General features: G+C 32.4%; 33 protein-coding genes. 1 reads left to right on the forward strand and 32 read right to left on the reverse strand.

Annotation, left to right across the window (positions count from 1 at the left end):
• Window positions 1-22: 22 nt before the first annotated feature.
• The 17 genes from CYJ37_RS27165 to CYJ37_RS11740 form a co-directional block, all read right to left on the reverse strand.
• Window positions 23-178 (reverse strand): hypothetical protein, encoded by a 156-nt coding sequence (locus tag CYJ37_RS27165; protein ID WP_180827322.1) that lies wholly within the window; start codon window positions 176-178, stop codon window positions 23-25.
• Between the two features lie 13 nt (window positions 179-191).
• Entirely contained in the window at window positions 192-326 is a 135-nt protein-coding gene (locus tag CYJ37_RS27755) for a hypothetical protein (RefSeq protein WP_257964227.1), read from the reverse strand.
• A 36-nt stretch (window positions 327-362) separates the two neighbouring features.
• Entirely contained in the window at window positions 363-521 is a 159-nt protein-coding gene (locus tag CYJ37_RS27170) for a hypothetical protein (RefSeq protein WP_180827323.1), read from the reverse strand.
• 41 nt (window positions 522-562) lie between these two features.
• The gene (locus CYJ37_RS11680; RefSeq protein ID WP_101549889.1) at window positions 563-1,105 is read right to left on the reverse strand and encodes a hypothetical protein; all 543 of its coding nucleotides are present in this window, start codon (window positions 1,103-1,105) and stop codon (window positions 563-565) included.
• A gap of 36 nt (window positions 1,106-1,141) precedes the next feature.
• Complete coding sequence (locus tag CYJ37_RS27175; RefSeq protein ID WP_180827324.1) at window positions 1,142-1,282, reverse strand: hypothetical protein; 141 nt, start codon at window positions 1,280-1,282, stop codon at window positions 1,142-1,144.
• A gap of 40 nt (window positions 1,283-1,322) precedes the next feature.
• Window positions 1,323-1,706, reverse strand: coding sequence for a Na-translocating system protein MpsC family protein (locus CYJ37_RS11685; protein ID WP_101549891.1), 384 nt, complete (start codon window positions 1,704-1,706; stop codon window positions 1,323-1,325).
• 47 nt (window positions 1,707-1,753) lie between these two features.
• Window positions 1,754-1,939: a hypothetical protein gene (locus CYJ37_RS11690; RefSeq protein ID WP_101549892.1), complete on the reverse strand. Its 186-nt coding sequence runs from the start codon at window positions 1,937-1,939 to the stop codon at window positions 1,754-1,756.
• Window positions 1,940-2,188, reverse strand: a complete 249-nt coding sequence (locus tag CYJ37_RS11695; RefSeq protein WP_101549894.1) for a hypothetical protein — start codon at window positions 2,186-2,188, stop codon at window positions 1,940-1,942. It lies immediately after the preceding gene.
• Between the two features lie 16 nt (window positions 2,189-2,204).
• The gene (locus CYJ37_RS11700; protein ID WP_101549896.1) at window positions 2,205-2,399 is read right to left on the reverse strand and encodes a hypothetical protein; all 195 of its coding nucleotides are present in this window, start codon (window positions 2,397-2,399) and stop codon (window positions 2,205-2,207) included.
• 42 nt (window positions 2,400-2,441) lie between these two features.
• The gene (locus tag CYJ37_RS11705) at window positions 2,442-2,807 is read right to left on the reverse strand and encodes a hypothetical protein (RefSeq protein ID WP_101549898.1); all 366 of its coding nucleotides are present in this window, start codon (window positions 2,805-2,807) and stop codon (window positions 2,442-2,444) included.
• A 31-nt stretch (window positions 2,808-2,838) separates the two neighbouring features.
• A complete protein-coding gene (locus tag CYJ37_RS11710; protein WP_101549900.1) occupies window positions 2,839-3,198 on the reverse strand; it encodes a hypothetical protein in 360 nt (119 codons plus the stop codon).
• A gap of 25 nt (window positions 3,199-3,223) precedes the next feature.
• A complete protein-coding gene (locus CYJ37_RS11715; RefSeq protein ID WP_101549902.1) occupies window positions 3,224-4,429 on the reverse strand; it encodes a hypothetical protein in 1,206 nt (401 codons plus the stop codon).
• Between the two features lie 43 nt (window positions 4,430-4,472).
• Entirely contained in the window at window positions 4,473-4,871 is a 399-nt protein-coding gene (locus CYJ37_RS11720) for a hypothetical protein (protein WP_101549904.1), read from the reverse strand.
• Window positions 4,872-4,907: 36 nt separating this feature from the next.
• Window positions 4,908-5,501 carry a hypothetical protein gene (locus tag CYJ37_RS11725; protein ID WP_101549906.1) on the reverse strand — a complete coding sequence of 198 codons (594 nt, stop codon included), beginning with the start codon at window positions 5,499-5,501 and terminating at the stop codon, window positions 4,908-4,910.
• Between the two features lie 38 nt (window positions 5,502-5,539).
• A complete protein-coding gene (locus CYJ37_RS11730; RefSeq protein WP_101549908.1) occupies window positions 5,540-6,118 on the reverse strand; it encodes a hypothetical protein in 579 nt (192 codons plus the stop codon).
• A 33-nt stretch (window positions 6,119-6,151) separates the two neighbouring features.
• Window positions 6,152-6,337, reverse strand: a complete 186-nt coding sequence (locus CYJ37_RS11735) for a hypothetical protein (protein ID WP_101549910.1) — start codon at window positions 6,335-6,337, stop codon at window positions 6,152-6,154.
• Window positions 6,338-6,630: 293 nt separating this feature from the next.
• Window positions 6,631-6,852: a hypothetical protein gene (locus CYJ37_RS11740; RefSeq protein ID WP_101549912.1), complete on the reverse strand. Its 222-nt coding sequence runs from the start codon at window positions 6,850-6,852 to the stop codon at window positions 6,631-6,633.
• A gap of 227 nt (window positions 6,853-7,079) precedes the next feature.
• Here CYJ37_RS11740 and CYJ37_RS11745 point away from each other — a divergent pair, with 227 nt between their 5' ends.
• Complete coding sequence (locus CYJ37_RS11745) at window positions 7,080-7,301, forward strand: helix-turn-helix transcriptional regulator (RefSeq protein WP_101549914.1); 222 nt, start codon at window positions 7,080-7,082, stop codon at window positions 7,299-7,301.
• Window positions 7,302-7,638: 337 nt separating this feature from the next.
• Here CYJ37_RS11745 and CYJ37_RS11750 read toward each other — a convergent pair whose 3' ends face one another.
• The 15 genes from CYJ37_RS11750 to CYJ37_RS11810 form a co-directional block, all read right to left on the reverse strand.
• On the reverse strand, window positions 7,639-8,649 hold the full coding sequence (locus tag CYJ37_RS11750; protein WP_101549916.1) for a phage lytic cycle repressor MrpR family protein: 1,011 nt from the start codon (window positions 8,647-8,649) through the stop codon (window positions 7,639-7,641).
• Between the two features lie 37 nt (window positions 8,650-8,686).
• Window positions 8,687-10,036: a DNA sulfur modification protein DndB gene (locus CYJ37_RS11755; protein WP_101549918.1), complete on the reverse strand. Its 1,350-nt coding sequence runs from the start codon at window positions 10,034-10,036 to the stop codon at window positions 8,687-8,689.
• Between the two features lie 122 nt (window positions 10,037-10,158).
• Entirely contained in the window at window positions 10,159-11,691 is a 1,533-nt protein-coding gene (locus CYJ37_RS11760) for a zinc-ribbon domain-containing protein (protein WP_101549919.1), read from the reverse strand.
• 25 nt (window positions 11,692-11,716) lie between these two features.
• Window positions 11,717-12,751, reverse strand: a complete 1,035-nt coding sequence (locus CYJ37_RS11765) for a site-specific integrase (protein WP_101549921.1) — start codon at window positions 12,749-12,751, stop codon at window positions 11,717-11,719.
• Entirely contained in the window at window positions 12,741-12,893 is a 153-nt protein-coding gene (locus CYJ37_RS27180; protein ID WP_180827325.1) for a hypothetical protein, read from the reverse strand. Before CYJ37_RS27180 ends, CYJ37_RS11765 begins: the two co-directional genes overlap by 11 nt.
• A gap of 242 nt (window positions 12,894-13,135) precedes the next feature.
• Window positions 13,136-14,203 carry a hypothetical protein gene (locus CYJ37_RS11770; RefSeq protein WP_101549923.1) on the reverse strand — a complete coding sequence of 356 codons (1,068 nt, stop codon included), beginning with the start codon at window positions 14,201-14,203 and terminating at the stop codon, window positions 13,136-13,138.
• Window positions 14,204-14,560: 357 nt separating this feature from the next.
• Window positions 14,561-14,803, reverse strand: a complete 243-nt coding sequence (locus CYJ37_RS11775) for a hypothetical protein (RefSeq protein WP_101549925.1) — start codon at window positions 14,801-14,803, stop codon at window positions 14,561-14,563.
• A 61-nt stretch (window positions 14,804-14,864) separates the two neighbouring features.
• Window positions 14,865-15,095 carry a hypothetical protein gene (locus tag CYJ37_RS11780; RefSeq protein ID WP_101549929.1) on the reverse strand — a complete coding sequence of 77 codons (231 nt, stop codon included), beginning with the start codon at window positions 15,093-15,095 and terminating at the stop codon, window positions 14,865-14,867.
• Window positions 15,096-15,232: 137 nt separating this feature from the next.
• Window positions 15,233-15,376 (reverse strand): hypothetical protein, encoded by a 144-nt coding sequence (locus tag CYJ37_RS27185; protein WP_180827326.1) that lies wholly within the window; start codon window positions 15,374-15,376, stop codon window positions 15,233-15,235.
• A gap of 21 nt (window positions 15,377-15,397) precedes the next feature.
• On the reverse strand, window positions 15,398-15,589 hold the full coding sequence (locus CYJ37_RS11785; protein ID WP_101549931.1) for a hypothetical protein: 192 nt from the start codon (window positions 15,587-15,589) through the stop codon (window positions 15,398-15,400).
• Window positions 15,586-15,777, reverse strand: coding sequence for a hypothetical protein (locus CYJ37_RS11790; protein WP_101549933.1), 192 nt, complete (start codon window positions 15,775-15,777; stop codon window positions 15,586-15,588). Before CYJ37_RS11790 ends, CYJ37_RS11785 begins: the two co-directional genes overlap by 4 nt.
• Window positions 15,778-15,807: 30 nt before the next feature.
• A complete protein-coding gene (locus CYJ37_RS28045; protein ID WP_101549935.1) occupies window positions 15,808-16,287 on the reverse strand; it encodes a DUF3920 family protein in 480 nt (159 codons plus the stop codon).
• 6 nt (window positions 16,288-16,293) lie between these two features.
• On the reverse strand, window positions 16,294-16,494 hold the full coding sequence (locus CYJ37_RS11800; RefSeq protein WP_101549937.1) for a hypothetical protein: 201 nt from the start codon (window positions 16,492-16,494) through the stop codon (window positions 16,294-16,296).
• A 147-nt stretch (window positions 16,495-16,641) separates the two neighbouring features.
• Window positions 16,642-16,965: a hypothetical protein gene (locus CYJ37_RS11805; RefSeq protein ID WP_101549939.1), complete on the reverse strand. Its 324-nt coding sequence runs from the start codon at window positions 16,963-16,965 to the stop codon at window positions 16,642-16,644.
• A 76-nt stretch (window positions 16,966-17,041) separates the two neighbouring features.
• Complete coding sequence (locus CYJ37_RS11810; protein ID WP_101549941.1) at window positions 17,042-17,230, reverse strand: hypothetical protein; 189 nt, start codon at window positions 17,228-17,230, stop codon at window positions 17,042-17,044.
• Window positions 17,231-17,236 lie beyond the last annotated feature (6 nt).

Genomic DNA, 17,236 nt, shown 5'->3' on the forward strand with positions numbered 1-17,236 from the left:
ATGGGTTTATGCCTAATATGTATTAATGACTATCCGAATAAATTTCCTTCTTAATATGATGCAGCAATTCAATCTCAATATTAGCATTTCTCATTCCCAATGATTTGAGTAAGCTAATATCCATTGATAGCCTGTTTTTCAATTCTTTGATTATCTGTTCTTGCACTTCTTTGGTCAATTTATCACTTCCTTCAGTTATCCAACTTATTTTGTATTCTATACTCCAAATTATTGACAACTTCTTTTACAAGTATCACCTTCTGAGAATCTGACAAAGGGAGACTCAAGGTTGATTTCAAAATTTCAATTGCTGCTTCAAGTTTCATTTTTTATTACCCTCCTTTCCCGGTAAATGAACTGTTTTATCCAAATATTGCTTTTAGTACGAAAACTGCCCCTAAAACAGCTAAAAAATAGACAATTGCTATTAACCCAAATTTAGCTATCGCAAAGCCTAGTGCAACAAGGGACAGAGCAATAAAAATAAATGAAAGTACAACTAGTAATACCAGTTTCTCCATATTAATCACCACACTTCCTGTAAAATAACTCTTTTACATGATTATTTACTTATTTCCTCTAAGCTAAATATATTATTTTCCAACAAAAACTCCTTAAGATTTCCCTTTATCTCGTCTACGCTGTCATACTCACCTGCATCAAACACTGGAACATTATAATGGTTAGCTAATCTTATTGCTTGACCAGTCCCACCTTTACCTTTTCCATCCTTAGTCCAGCAGATAACAAACTTGGACGGTGTTTCAAGATCCTTCCCTAACACTTGATGAGTATTTCTTGCTTGTAGTTTCCTCGCTCCTTGAGATAATCTCTCCCAATTAGGATGAAAACTCTGTGCTATCTCGAAAGCCTTAGTATCCCAAACAATTAAATTCGAACTTGATTTCTCAAATCCTTTCCAAGGTAAGTAAATTTCTTTCTCTCCATTCACTCTATCGCATCCTATTTCAAATGCTTTATCAGCACCTTGAGCACCACCAGACCGGAGTATTAGCCCTTTTGTGGATAGATACGCAGCTAATTTAGAGAAATATTCTAAAGCGTATGTAGGCGTTTCTCTTGATCCGATTCCTGCATAATGCATAACATCCCCTCATTTCCCTGTGAAAACTGACTTTTATTAATCCTCATATTTCTGCAAAGCGGCTAGTATAGTTGCCTTGGCGTTCTGCAGAATTGCCCATTCTTTAAAGTCGTCTGCATTATTCATTCTTTTCTCAATATCTTGAAGCTGATTTTCTAATTTGAACTGGATATTCATTATTTCCCCTCCTTTGTTTTCGTTAAAATTTGAAGCATAATTATAGATTTCTATAGGTGTTTTTTACTTCGCTTTTGGCAACTGCCTTAATCTCACTAAGTAATTCTTTTTTGATTTTAGTAGCCATACGTTCGTACATCTTTGTTTCAAAGTCTTTATGTAAATCTCTGTTTAACTTTGCTTCTAATTTTGGCTCGAATTTGGCTAACACTTCTTCTGAAATTAAGGCAACTACTTGTTTAACAACTTCATTCTTTGCTTCTTTAGACACTTTTTCGATATGTGTCCTGTATGCTCCTGCTGACTGAAAAGATATATCCTTTGTAATTTGATCTGCTATTTTATCAGCAACCAATTCTTCAAAACTATCTTGGTTGTATTCTTCAAAGAAATCGTATTCAACTACTACGTTAAACTTAGCCATTTTTCCTCCTCCTAATCCTAATCAAATCGGAATTTTATAGTCTGCTTTTAATCCCTTGGGTCATCGACTCCTAATGTATCTGGAATGGAAATGCCCAATATCAGTAATGTATCTAAAATCCCCTCTTGAAAACCACTTATATAATCTTGACTTACTCCTGAATTTGGAACTACTTTTCCTACCTTATGATAAGAAAAATTCAGCATTCTTATCTGATCTTTTGTAAGTGCCACTTATTTCAACTCCTCTCCACTCTCTGATTCCAAGTCCATAATTGTCAAACTCTTCTTAGAATCTTCCCAACCCTTCTTTACCTTGAGTTGGTGCTTATTACAGGTATGACATTCCCTCACTGGTAACTGCCACAAACTACAAGTACCGTCTAAGTTATCAACTACTGCACTGCCCCACGTATAATACTGCCATTCGTGCTTCTCATTGTTGCAGAGCAGCTTAACTTTTAAGTTCTTAAACAGTTTCAATGAATAGTCTCCTTTACTATGAAATTATATCTTCACAGTCATCTTTTAATATATGTACTTCTTGCATATCTCCGTACAATTCACATTTAGTAAAATAATATTCGTTTCTATCAGGATCAGGGTATACATTAAATTCTTCACCAATCCTATTCTTATACCACCAGCTCAACCATTCAGTGTCATTGGTACTTTTAATAATTCTAACCTTCATTTAATCACCTCTTCTCAAACAGGATACAATTCGCATTTGATTCTAACGCATCATATTTATAACATATTTAACTGTAGAAACAATTCCTTTGTTAAAATCTACATCTGATCCTAAGTGTATAAGTTCTTCAGCCTTCTCTACTTCTGGTAAAAGCTTATCTTTTAGATTCTTATATTTCTCTAGATAATCATAATCAACTAATACCTTATGTTGCTTTGGAAGTTGTTCAGTAAACATCCCAACTGGATTGCCAAGCTCATAGACAGTCATACAATCTTCTCTAAAGCCACCTCTAAGTGCAATGAATGTCTCTTCTTCATTTCTATATGTAGTTAGTTCATCATTGTTTGTGAATACCTTTTTGGCTTCCTCAACAAATTGCAGGGATTCTTTTGTCACTGTATTCATAATCGTTTACTCCTTTTATAATTATTTTTCATTAAAGACCTATATCATCAATATTAATTTTATGTTCCAGAATGAGCTTCTTACACAATTCCTTCCACTGGCTGCCCCATTCCCTTACTTCTTCAATTGCTGTTCTGATTTCATTTATCTCATCATCCAAATTACTAACGTCATAAGCTACAGAATCCATTCTATGTATAAGGTCATCAAATTCATCGTGTCTGTAATAGTTCAAATCTCTCTGAATACTTTTCACTTTCTTTACTACCTCATCAATAAATGAGCATTGGTATTCTACCGGATCATTTAAACTAAATAAATCTTCAGTTCGTGATACTCCATATTCATCTTTAATCTTTCCCCATGCAATTTGACTTTCTTCTTTGGTCATAAGAAACTCCTTTCATTTAATTATTTTACCATTTCTCCCATTCAGACTTAGGCACTTCTCTAATCATAGTCGCCTTTGTAGCAAGCACATGACCGTAATCTTTGCCAATGAAGTATTCAGGATTAACATCAAGTTCAATCAATACACTGTTACTCTTATTTTCAAATGACCTTTGGATATCTCTTTTTTCACTGAGATGCAGTTTTCCAGCGTGACCATTGTTATAACTACTTCGACTCTTATTAAAGTTGGCAGCAACTTCTTTACCAATTATGTATTCAAAATCATTGTCATAGTGACTATAATATCTTTCGCCTAATTTCTTAACAAATTTATAGAGTTTATTTTCATTAAAGAATTTAACTGGATCTAATTCAGCCGCATATGGAGGCTTAGAATCGACTTCTCTGAGCAAATCATCATGACTTATGACAAAATGCCTTTCGTTAATATTCAGATATGGCTTAGGTTCTTTGCTAATTGTGTCTAAGATGTCCTCTAGGTCATCAAATTTAACTTGTGTAGGCTTTTTAAAATAATCTTCATCCAATGCCAATTCAGCAATTTTATCAATGGCTTCCTGAAGATCAAACTCTTCATCCTCAACATCCTCAAATAACTTATCGTAATTGATTCCATACATGCCACCCATCTGTTCTTTCAACTCTTCATATGTATTGATTTCTAGGTTCATACAAGTAAGAATAATACGGATGAATTCTGGCTTAGAGATTCTATATCCCCTGCCTTCATATTTCTGAACACGCAATAATGACACTATAGGGAATGCAGTTTCTGAATTAAACTTAAGCAAGCGTTGAGAATTGTGTTTGAGAAAATCCTCATGAAGTACAAATTCTTCTGTCTGAAAATCAAATGCTCCCATGCACACTGTATAATCAAAAGTATTGAAAATGTCTTCTGGACTATTAAAATATTGAAAATGAATCAGCTGCACATCAACAGCTTCCCTATCCTTTATCGGAAAAGCAAACTGAGTCGCTTTCTTTGTATGAGAGACTACCCAGTTCTGATCATCCCAAGTGTCAGTAACAAAATTAAGAATTGATTTTTCACTCCTAAAATACACATCAATGTCATTAATATCCTTATTACTGAAGAGGCTTGTAATTGTTCCTCCTGCTACGATAACGCCATATTTTTTAAATTGCTCAACCAAGTGCTTACCTAGATAAGCGTAGAGTTTATTTTTCTCAAATTGATAATTCATCTTTACCTCCGTTTATTAAATTATTTCTTATAAAATGTATGCTTTACTGTAATTTAAACACGCTGCTGATATCTTTTCTTAGTTTCTCTGTAGCTTTATTTGCTTCATTTTTGACCATCTTAGTTACCAATGGTTCCACATCCTTAATCAATCGACTACTCAATCCCTTTATGTAATCATTATTTAACTTTGTATTTACCTTAGTTTCCACTTTCTCCTTAATATCTTCAGTTACAATCATGGAACTAAGATCTTCTACAACTTGATTTACGATTTTCCTCTTAATATCGCTGGCAATGGTCTGAATTTGAGAATTAAATTTACCTCCCAATTCACTCATTATCCTATAGCTCAATTGTTCAGCAATTTTCTCTTTTATGACCTCATCCAATTCCTCATAATCATTGTGGATATCATACTCTACAGATATATTAAACTTCAATTAATTATCCTCCTTCATTTAAAACAATCTTTTTATTTAGTTTTGATCTTCAACAATCACATTCGTATAATCAATATTTAGCAGCTTGCAAAGCAAGTATGTAATATAACCATCTTGGAGCACCATTTCACGATTTACTACAATATACTTTTCAAACTTATTATTTTCCTTGTAGTAGCTTAATCTTTCTTGAATCTTATCTACAGAAGGAGTAGTTCCTTTAAACTCCTCTGGGACAATAATATCTTCTAAGTTTGTGAGGATCTTAATCTTATTCAATTCATTACACTTCAACTGTGCTTCCTCTTTGGTGAAAAATAAGTTTTCTGTTCCTCTACTATAGTTACTATGTCCACACCTTCCTTTGTACCTGACGTTCACTTTACCATCACTACTAATATTAATTTTAGTTGTTGATATGATAAATGGCTCCTCACACACGGTATAATGCTTTTTATTAGAGGTGAATTTACCTTTACCATGGCATTCTGGACATCTCATATTCTTATTGTTAAAGTCAATTGTTCCCTTACCCTCACAAATTTCACACTCAGTTTCTAGATTAGTTTGCTTAGTTGTGTATACAGTGTCTTCAGCAGTAAATTTGACAGGTACTTTTAATATATTCATTTGTTTAATCTCCTTTGTATTATGGTAAATTTCATCTTTTATTGAACCATATGTAATTCTACATCACGTTTGCCAGAAGCCTTTTTAAAGGCATGTTCCAATGTAGTATCTACTCTGGGCTTATATTGTCTATTCTCTAATCTAGCTACAATTCGTTCCGTTTCAGCCCTTACATTACCTAACTTTTTCAAGACTTGTTTGTTCTCATTCACATAATCCCTTAAAGGTCTAATTATTTCAACAAAGTCTTTAGCTCTACGTCTGTACTGTTTGATTTCTCTTAGCTTTTTGGCATAATCAAGTAGTTCATCATCTGATAAATCTAGTAGTTCAAATACGTGCAAAATGTCATTAGTCTCGTTGTTCAATACAGATTCTTCATAAGAAGCTTCTTCAAACAATGTCTCTGCATTAAATATCTCTGAAATTCTTGAAATTGTTTTGACAGGATCAAACTTACCCCATGAGTATTTTATTTTTCTTTTTTCTTTAAACTCTTTAGCTTTTTCATTTTCAATCATAGGAGTTAAAATTTGCGACAGCCTTTTTACGTCCATTCCCTGACATTCTAACTTTGCTAAAATTGATTCAACTTCATGTGCTTCATTTATATCCATATTTAAACATTAACCCCTTTTCTTATGTTTTGGTTACTTTTCCCTAATCTCCTTCAACTCTTCCCTCAGCAATATCTTAGCAGCCTCTAAATCATTCTCCAGATCCATCAAGCCTAATACCCTCTGCATATCTGCTTCTGTTAATACTCCTTGTTGATAAAGCTCATATGCTTTCTTACTGTCTTCCATAATCCTCTTTATGTAATCACCTGCAAGCACTGTATCTTCTCCTTTCATATTATTAACTTAATTTTATATTAGTTTATTTTATCTTAATAGTCAACATAAAATTACCATTTTACTTTAAATTATTTTATCTTTATTCAAAACAATCACCAATAAATCATTCTCTCTAGCTGCTGATTCATTGGTGATCATTGTGTCTGTTTAGAAACATATTCACTCTTTGTATTCTTATTGACTATATGTTACAATTGCTTTGAACAGTTAAGCGACCAAACTAAACTGTACATAACCGTCTGCCATTGAGCATCCCCATGCTTAGTGGCTTTTTATTTGTATTCATCTTCATCACTATTATTCTCGTAACTTACATGTGATAACTCATTAATGGTAGCAATAGACGTAGTATGTACGCTACCATCTGGGAGAGTAATTTCAACTTTAGCACCTATAATGACATCTGGATGAAAGCTATTAAGCAAAGAGTCTTCACTTAAAGATGTTTCAAAGACCATGTGTAATTGAGCAACAATTTGTGCAATATTCTTCATTATGTTTTGTCCTCCTGTATTTGGGCAATAATGTTTTTGGTTGCAATCGTCCCTTTTAAAACTTCATTAAAATAGAATGTATGTTCGTATTTTTGTTCGTAGTTCTATTATAATGCGAACAGCGTTCGATTACAACTTTATACTTAACAATTATTTTCTTGTGTAAATTGGTAGCAATTGGTATGATACAGTAAGATTCATGACTTAAGTAATAGGAGGATTTTCCGATGTCTAAAGATATTGTCGGGAAATGCCTTCTCCTTAATCTACTAAACAAACGATACATGACTCAAGTTGATCTATCAGAAAAGACTGGTATATCTAAGCAGCAAATTAACGAATACATAGCGAACACCAGATTAATGACCATCTATAACGCCAAGTTAATTGCTGATGTACTTGATTGTTGTATCGATGACTTATACGAATGGAAACTTAGGAGAAGGTAAAAGGGCTGTAACATTTGCCCTACCTCACGATTCACGTTTTCGTGAACTTTTTTGTATCATTCTTACTACTTATTTACAGTTTACAACATATTTAACGTCTTGTCTTTGTCTTGTTTTGTCGAAACAATAGAAGTCTTGTCGAACATGAAATCTTTTTATTGACAAATTGAATTTCATGTCCCACAACATTCCAATTATTTCGCCTAAAAAAATTGGATTATTTCTCTAAGTAGGTTGATTTTTATGCAAAAATGTTAGATTTATTTTTATAGTTTATTTTATATTATGTAGGTTAATATCCCTTATTTTCAAGGGATATTTTTTTGAATATTTATAATCAATCGTTGTCTGAACCAAATTCTATAAAGTCTATGTCATACAATTCTTTGAGTTTTTCTGCATTTATAAATGGCTTCATTAATGACCTATTATAGTAGCTATATTCTCCAACTTCAATCTTGGATGCTTGATACTTATCACCAATCACTTTAATATCTTCTCTGGATAGCTTAGGTTCTTCTCCATTGGCTATTTTCTCTTGGAGTATTTTGGCTGCCAAACTTATCATACCGGACTGACGTAATGCGATTGGAGTTAGATGTTCTAAATCGAACTCTGTTCTTATATTATTTAATCTATTGTATAAAGTAGTAACTGTAACTGGTGATCCTTCTTTTGATCTCGGGCTACTTGCTTGTTTAATTATATAGTCTGACTCCAATAGTGGTCTTTCCTTATATCCACCTGTTTCTGGATCATAATTCAGATAAGAAGCTGCTTTATAAGCATTTTCAATATATCTCATTCCACGATCACTTACTTTGATTTTCTCATCTCGTTCCTTAATATATATCTCATTATTATTCCAATCTACATCGTTATAAGTTAAAGGTTGAATTTGACTGAAAGATTTTCCCATGATCCCGTGAAATAATAAGAACAAAAATCCTTGATCCTGCGCATTTGGTAGCTGCTCTAATAATGTATAAAATTCATCTTCTGAGTAATGGATCTTTTTCGTGTTGTCCACTAAATCATCAAACCAAGAATCGTTGATGCCCTTTAAGGGATTAATGTTACTTTTTCTGAGTCCTTCTTCGATAGCCCATGAAATATACTGTGTTAAGAACCTTCCGTATGATTTTGCCACACTTTTAGAATGAGGTTTTGCATTTGCAATAACTTCTCCAATTTCAGATAGATTAAAATCATACAGATCTTTTTCTAATCTAGACTCTTCATAAATTGCTTTGGAAAGTATATGACTTAGAGTGTACTGCGAACCTTCATTTTCATAAGTAGATAAAAATCTCTCTTTAATTTCTTCATTGTATAATTTTATCGCCATCTAAACTCATCCCTACTATTAGTAAATTTTTTATATATTATTTGATCTCCAACTTCTCAAAATATTGCTTAATCGCTCTTCGAGCCTTTACTGTATCAGCAATATTACCTTTACCGTCCAAAACTCCTAATTCTTTCCACAAATCGTTGTCTCTTGAGAAATCAATATTTTTAATAAGATTTCTTATTTCTCTTTCTTTTAAACCATTTTCCATCATTCTTCTGGCAAGAACAAGGTACCCAACGAACATATTATTATCATTAATGATTGTATTTTTACGACTTTCCGCAAGGTTATTAATGAACTCTTCTGGATAAGAGCCAATTAAGAATGAGAACACCTCCGTTAGATAGTCTCCTACATCAGCAGCATCAGCACGAGTATTCATTTTAAATTCTTCATCTATTGTGTCTGCTAGAACATTGTATGTTACTAATTCTTTATTTAATGAGTGAATCCTGTTAGTTTGAGAAATTTTCCCTCTTAATTCTGATTCTTCTCTTAATTGTTGAACAACTGTATCGCTCAATCTGTTTGCTTCAAGCTCTTGAATCCTTGTTTTAGATAAAGGAGTAGCCTTCGCCAATTGTGCCTGATATTGTTGAGATTTTTTAGTTGAGTAATTGGTTATTAATACTGCAAAGTTAAAGTTTAATTCTGGATTCTGCTGTAACGCTAATTGTGAAGCACGACACCTATGAAATCCATCAACTACATCCAATTTAGTATCCTTAGTTATTGTTAACTCCATCTTTTTAGAATCAAAAATTAATTCAGTACCACTTTCAGCACTTCGTGTCGCAGCGTTAAATACTAATACCGTTGGCACCAATGTACCTTGGAGTAAGTGAGATTGGATTTCAGTTACATTTTTCATATTTAAAGTTGGCTCAATGATGACTTTATCTTTACGCCTTGTGTATTTTGCTTCTCTTTGCAGATCATAGTTGTAATGAAGAAGTTGAGATGTCAACAATTTATCGATAACTTTAATATCTAAAGTCACCATATAAGCACTGTTACCAACCACCTGTGCATTAGTAACAGTGATTGGAAAGTCAATCTCAGATTTCTTAGCTTCTGTTAAACCACTAAATTGTCTGGATTCTCTAATATCAATGTCAGTAAAATAGGTATCAGGGTCAATTTCCATATTCCCTGTCTTACTGAATACCTGCTCTGTAAATAGATATAGCTCTCTAATGTCAAGATCCTCTATTTCTTTTTTAGGGTTGTTTAGGAACTTCTGAATCTTACCAGAACCTATCTGATAATTCTTGCTAAGGTGAAGTTTAATATCCTCCACCTTGTCTTTTTCAGTTTTAAGTTTTGAGTTAACAATAGTTTTTATTAGCTTATCTTCTAATTCTCTTCTGTCCTTCAGCAAATCGAAAGAACACCTCACTTATATTAATTAGAATAGGATGTTAAATATCTGTCTCAATGGTCTCACATTAAATAATACTTTATTTAGCATTCGATGTAAACAATTTTACAGTTTATTTCATATTAAGGTACTTCCACTATTTTCTTGGTATCATTGAGGTATTCATTAACAAAATAATCATCAGCATACTTCCATTTAAAGCCTCCTGCTGAGATATATCTGCCTTTGCAAGCATATGCAATATTATAGATGTTCAATTCTCTTCTGGCATCCATAGCACTCTCCCAGAGTTTTATAAGCTTTCCATCCATACTTAGTTGAACCACTTCTATTTTACCTGAATGTCCACTCTTTAACCCCGACTCTCTTTGAGCTACTTTCGGATCATAAGTGCAGAGACCCAAATCACTGCATTTTTTTAATTTTCTTACAACTGTGCTTCTTTCTAATTTTACGAATTTAGCAATCTCATTTACGTTCTTAGTTTTATTAGTCCAAATATCGCTAATAGTTTTCAAAAGGTTGGTATTTGTGGCAAATTCATGACAAAGATCCCAATCAACTTTTTCTATATTAAGCAACTTCAACATATCGCTTTCGGTAATAGACTTCTTTAAAAAATCCTTATCAGATAAAGAGCAGTCAATAACAATATAAAGGTCAATACCATTATTTAATGCATTATACATTTTAAAATTATCATTACTTATTTCCTCTTCAAAGGTTTTATGAAAATGAAACCTCTTAACTTTAGAATAGTGTTGTATGCCGTGAGTTTCAATTATGCAATTCTTATTTGGTAAGTAAAAGTCATACCTTTTATTTTGTGACCATTTGAAAGTTTTTTCTCTCTCAAAAATCTGCGAGGTCTGATCTAATAAAGCTGCCATAAATTTTTCACTATATGATATTCCATCAGAGCACTTGCTACAAGGAAAGTAGTCTAATTTAGAAACTGCATTAATTATTTTTGATTGCTCCAAATTACAATTGGGACAAACAAATATAGCGGTTTTATTACTGCCTATAGTTAATTTATACCCTAAATCTTCATCCTTTAATAACTTTGCTATTTCCGGCTTTAGTGTCCACAAACAATTTGTATGGTTAACTTGAAAACCTTTGCAAAAAGGGCAAGCTGTATCTTGATTTGTACGATTATAAGCATATGCTTTATATTCACTTTGACATGTAGAACAGTTCCAAAGATATGGTTGACCAGAAGCATAAGAAATTTTATCTGGACTCTTTGGATTTTTGTCACTGTATTCTCTCAAAAGATATAATTTATTTTTATCTAATGCATATTTCTCAAGAGAATTTTCGTAATCTATACTGTTTAGTAATTTCTCTCTAGCCTTATCTTTGCCGCATGAAAAACATCTATCCTTACCGTCTCCTGAGATTCTGGATTTTGTAATTTGGTAATAAGTTATATTATGACAATGCACCCCACATATATCACAAATTTTTGTAAGCCTGACTTCACTCCCACTGGGCAGATCTTCGACTTTAACTATTAATTCACTACCTATTAACACCACTGATTTTCCATATTTATTTATATATCTCTCAAGGGTATATCCCTTATTTTCATAGTATTTAATATTTTTTCCACCCAGTGTAATAATAACTTCCCTCTCTAATATCGCCATATATATAGTCCTCCCTCTTATTAATTTATTTCTTTTCCAGAAAATCCTTCAAATCCATTTGCACCTTCAAACTACTCTGCTTAATAAAATCCTTTAAGTCTTCAATTGATACATCAGCCAAGAACGATAAATCAAACTGTTGATCCATTCTTACTCCCGGTGTCTGAGTATAGTCCTTAGTCTTATTAACATAGTGTTTGAAAGTAGTTGCCGGACTACTGTGATTAGCATGTATTGCAGCTTCCGTTATATTCCCGTTTGATGTGCTTAGACTGAAATCAATAGCAATTCCTCTGAACGAATGGAATACCACATTTCTTTCTTTTGATATTCCCATCTTATTACGAAGCCTGGCCATCAACTTATCAATTGCAGCAGGTGAAATCTGAAATACAATCTCAGGATCGCCACTCCACTTACGACCCTTATTCATCTCTTTAAGCTCTAATATCTGGTTGTATAGTTTAGCTGAGATAGCTGTAGTATTCTGTTTTTGTCCTTTACCAACCACAGTTTTAACCTTATAGACACCTTTTTCTTCCTCAAAGTCACTCCATTTAACATTTAATATCTCATTTTTACGAAACGAACTCCTGATGGCGAACAATATTAGCATCTTTTTCAGATAACCATCTTCCCTTTCTGTTTCATAAGCAACCTCTGCCATTCTCTCTGCTTCTGTCTGTGATAAGCTTCCATATGGATTAGACTGTACCTTCAGTGTTTTAATGTTAAATACATTTGCATTAACTTCATACTCAGAGCTCAAGAAGTCATACATGCTTTTAACTGAAGTAATTTTATTATTAATTGTATTGTTAGATAAATTATTATCCATTAAGTATTTCCTGTAGTTTATTATGTCTTTTTTCTTGAATGTTAGATCATCAATTGTTAGATGCTCAATTTCTTTATTCTTCAAAGTCCTAAAAAATTTTCTAATGTCTGATTCATAAGAAATCCGAGTACCTTTACTATGGACTTCCAACTCATTTAAGAATGCCTCAATATCATCAAACAACTGATTATTATTCAATCTAACAACATTTTCAGCCAACATACTGATCTCCTCCTTCCATCTCTCTGATTTTCCTTTCAAGTAATTGCTTTGCTTGATTAACTTCTTTTAATGTTTTCCTTAATTCATATGATTTCCAGTTGTTCGCATTCCGTCTAATATAATCAAAAAAACCAACCAACATGTTTCCTCGCTCCTTTACTAGCCCCATATTTTATAATTTCTCTCTCTGTGTATACCTCATTATACTCCCAACAAACCAGTTTAATTACATTAGATTATTTTATCTATTTATCTATACCCTTATTATATCCAAAATGAATTATAATTCAAGTGCTTTTATGCAAATTTAACCATTAAAGTTGATAAATTTATCAATTAATTCCTAAAGCAAAACAAAGAGCCTTATATAAGGCTCGAATGTAATTATTTTATAATAAATCCTTCAACGATATAAGGTTGATTACTTTGGATTTCTAACGATATTGAATTTCTTTTATTGTGTCCTGTGGGATGTTTATATGTATTTACTTTAGAAATAAAGTGGGGCGCAGCTCCATATTTACCTTTTTGTTCCCACCACTTATATTCAGGAATATCTCTCCACTTTTTACTTAATTTATAGCGCATTGACATTGGAACATATTTGGAGATTAAGTCAAAGAATCTAACAGTCCCTTCGGTATTAATGTCCACTCTAAAAGATTGCTTTCCATTACTAAGTATTTTATCTTTCTTGATTTCTGATTTAATATTAAATTTACTGTATAGAAACTTCTGAAATAATAATATTTCATCGTAGGGAAACTTGTATACAGAAAAACTTACTCTAGGTGTAATATTTGGCACATCATCACCATCGTCTCTGCACATTCTTTTAGTTCCATCATCCAAGTAAAATATTGTAAGACCTAGCGCATCCAAATTACTTAAGATAGATTGATTTAGTTTGTAAGAAGATTTTCGAATATTTTTCAAGTCATACATAAATTCTGGTGCAGTTCTTATGCTTAGTGTATTCGCAACTTTTATTTTTGACCCATATCCAGATATTCTGTCTTTATTTATTGAAACTATGTCTTCAAAAGTTTCTAAAATCTTATTATGTAAATCTATGTGTGGGTTCTTTGCAACTCGTGAAAATACATACCTAACAGTTGGAATATTCTCGTTGTCTTTTAATACGTTAGAGTCTGCTAAGCCACTGCCTAAAGCAACTTGTATCTGTTCATCTGACAATATGTAATCATAATTATAAATACTTTGACCACTCCTTAAAGAATCTACATTTTTACACCCCTCGGGAGTAAGTAGTAATTGATCCCTTGTTAATATTATTCTGCGTTTAGAAGAATTTAGTTCGCTCAACACTTCAACTTGGAATAATTCATCGACTTTAGTAGAGTATGTTTCTTTGCTTATGACAATAGAGCTTAAAATACTTCCCTCCTTAAAACTCATTATCTTGTCGCTTTCTGTAACATCCTTTAGCATCTTTTTATTTCCATCAGCTAAATAAATTTTATTTCTTGCTTCAATTGTTTTAATTAGTATTACCTCCTTTTTATGTTTGATTATTTTTTAATGCTAATTGTCTCCAATATATTTTTTCCTTCTCACTAATTTCACTACACTTAGTCCCATATTCGTACATTGCACACTGGATATCATGCAGCAGATCCTTTGGTAATTCACATTCTAACTTTGTTTGTATGAAATATTGTAATCTGTTTATGTATGGCTGAGGAGTTATCAACTTTATCACCTCAAATTTGTTAGATTTTATGTATTTCAGTATGTACAGATTTGGAATTACTTAGACTGAAATCCCTCTTTTATAAAGAAACATTCTTACTCTCCAAACAATTTATCGTATAGTTGCTTTTCATCTTCTAACATAGGTCTTTCCAAATCAGCAACACTCGCCCATTCCTTTACAATTTCTAATTCTTTATCAGATAAACAATAAATAACCTTACTTTCTTTCCCTGTTTCAATTACGGGTAAATTATCAAGGTCATCTAATAAATCAAAATCAATGTCTGGTAGGTCTTCATCAATTATTAAATCATTTCTGCCTTGTTTTTTACTCACTATTTTTCTCCTTTGTGGTGTTTTTCAGTATCCAAATCAAACATGAATTTGACTGGCAAATTTATTTCTTATTAACTTTGAAAAAGTCAATTCTATTAAAGTCGAATCCACCAAACATAATTAGTCCATATACTCCAAGAAGTACATTTACTAATGGTATTAGCGTAAATATCGCTAACATAAACTGTGGATGAGATTCAGGATTGCCGTCAGAATTAATAGCTACTCTGATCAAAAACCAGCTTACTACGACTGAAATTATGTAACCAATTGCAAATAATGTGATTTCCATATATTTATCCTCCTAAATTTACGATAAGTTAAAGAATTTATGCTTAATTATTTTTTATTAAATGTAAAATTTCCTTACAATCCATACAATATATTGCTTCACCTACTCTAATAATGTTTTCATGCTTACAGATATTTTTAGTCATTCTTTTTCCTAAACCCTTCAATAACTTCCTTTATGTCTTTTTGGCTAATCCTATATCCCATCTCAACATCATTGATCCTTTTTAGTAATACCTCTAATTCTTCAGGTGAAATGTCTTCCAACTCGTCCTTATTCAAGCCTATTCCTCCATTCATAATTCAATCGTAATCCCCTAATTGATTGTTTATTTTTACAGACAGTAATTGTAACTCCCTAATCTTTTTATTTTCCCATTCTTGAAACTCACGAAGACTAGAAACCTTTTTCATCTTCTCTGATATCTTCATTTGGTCTTCGATTAAAGTTAGTAAGGTCTTTAGTTCTGCGTTTGTGAATTCTTCTAAATTCATTCATCATCACCTAACAATCTGATCTTGAATTCATTTCTCTCAATTGCTTCCTTCCAATACTTCAATTCCCTATATTGAATCAAAATATCGTGAGTATTACCGCCAAAATCTCGATCAATCATATGCTGCAGTGAATCCATCCTGTTTGTCATTTGGCGTAATATTGAGCTCTTGTCTACAATGTTCACTTTATAACCTCCTATATTTGATTATTTCGCTTAACCTTTAACATCCCAATCTGGGTACACATTCAGATAGTCACTAAACTTATCTCTATGCTTAATCATCATTCTATTCGCAAACTTATTCGCATCCTTTTCTATTGGTGCAGTGGAATAGTCTTCATCTGTAACCTTGTATGTATGTTTCATGTTCCAATACTTAGTGTTATTTTCATTCTGATAATAGTGTCTTAGCTCATGTAGTAACGTATGTAAGACACATTGCTTTAGGTATCTGTCTTCAAACTTATGATTAAATGCATAGATATGGATCATTTTGTTGCCGGAAAAGTAGCATCCCAATATTTTGTCTTTGAAAATCTTTTTAATTTGCCTTAAGTCGAAAAATAAATTCTTAGCAGTCCACATTATGTAATCGAATTTACTGTAGAAAATATGTATGTCACACTTACCTTTATAATCCTCATGGAGAAGATCTAGACACTCATATATCTCTTTGTTAAAGTTACTGGTCATTCATTTTCAATCCTCCTTGTTCCCTTTAATATGCTTTGAATTCAACAGCATCTCAACAATCTTTTCAACATCCTCAAGTTTTTGGTATGGTAAGGTTAATTTCTCTGTGTGATTATTCCTTCTTACCTTCAACTCAATTATTCCAAATTCATTCTTCTGGACAGTTACTCTTCCTTTGTCTGTCTTTATGACTTTATATACGATCACTTGCTTACCTGCCTCCCTTCATAAATTTTAGTCAAAGGCAAGCATTTATCGCAGACATCACCATACTTACTATCTTCAGTCCCGTTTTCCCAGCAAATTGTACAGATCTTTGATGGACGGATTACTTTATTCACTGTATAACCTCCCTTATAATTTAAATATAAACAACGTTGCAGGATCTTCATGCGCTTTAGTTAGTAATTTATGAAACTGTTTTTTAGTTAGATCAAAGCTAAACGTGCCTGATGGAATTTCTTCAGCATAAGTTGGCATTGCAGATACTTCACCCTCGATTAAATCACTATGCACTGGAATGACTTTCTTATTTATTTCAGTATCTGTTGTGGAATATTGTTTAATGACCAATCCGGCATACAAATAAAGTTTTTGAGTTTCACCTTCGAATATGTAATCTTTTGTTCTCATATAAATATATTCGTTATGTACAGTTATTCTATTAGCTCTCTCCATGTATATATTACAATCCTCCTGGATTTTTGGCGGTATATTTATTGGTTAATTATAGAGGATTGAACACACATAGTCATTAGGAATTCGAGAGTTCAGCTAGAACTACACTTAATTTTATATGCTCAATAAAATTATCCTTACTTTTTTCTTTGTAGAAAGTCACTGCAGATTCGATATCGGTAAATTGCTCAGTTGTGTTTACATGCTCCTGAATTTCTTTATGCCAATCATAATCAATCTCCGTCCATGTAACTTCGTACTTCATACTTTC

The sequence above is a fragment of the Bacillus sp. UMB0728 genome, from assembly GCF_002858875.1.
Lineage (GTDB): Bacteria > Bacillota > Bacilli > Bacillales > Cytobacillaceae > Bacillus_AB > Bacillus_AB infantis.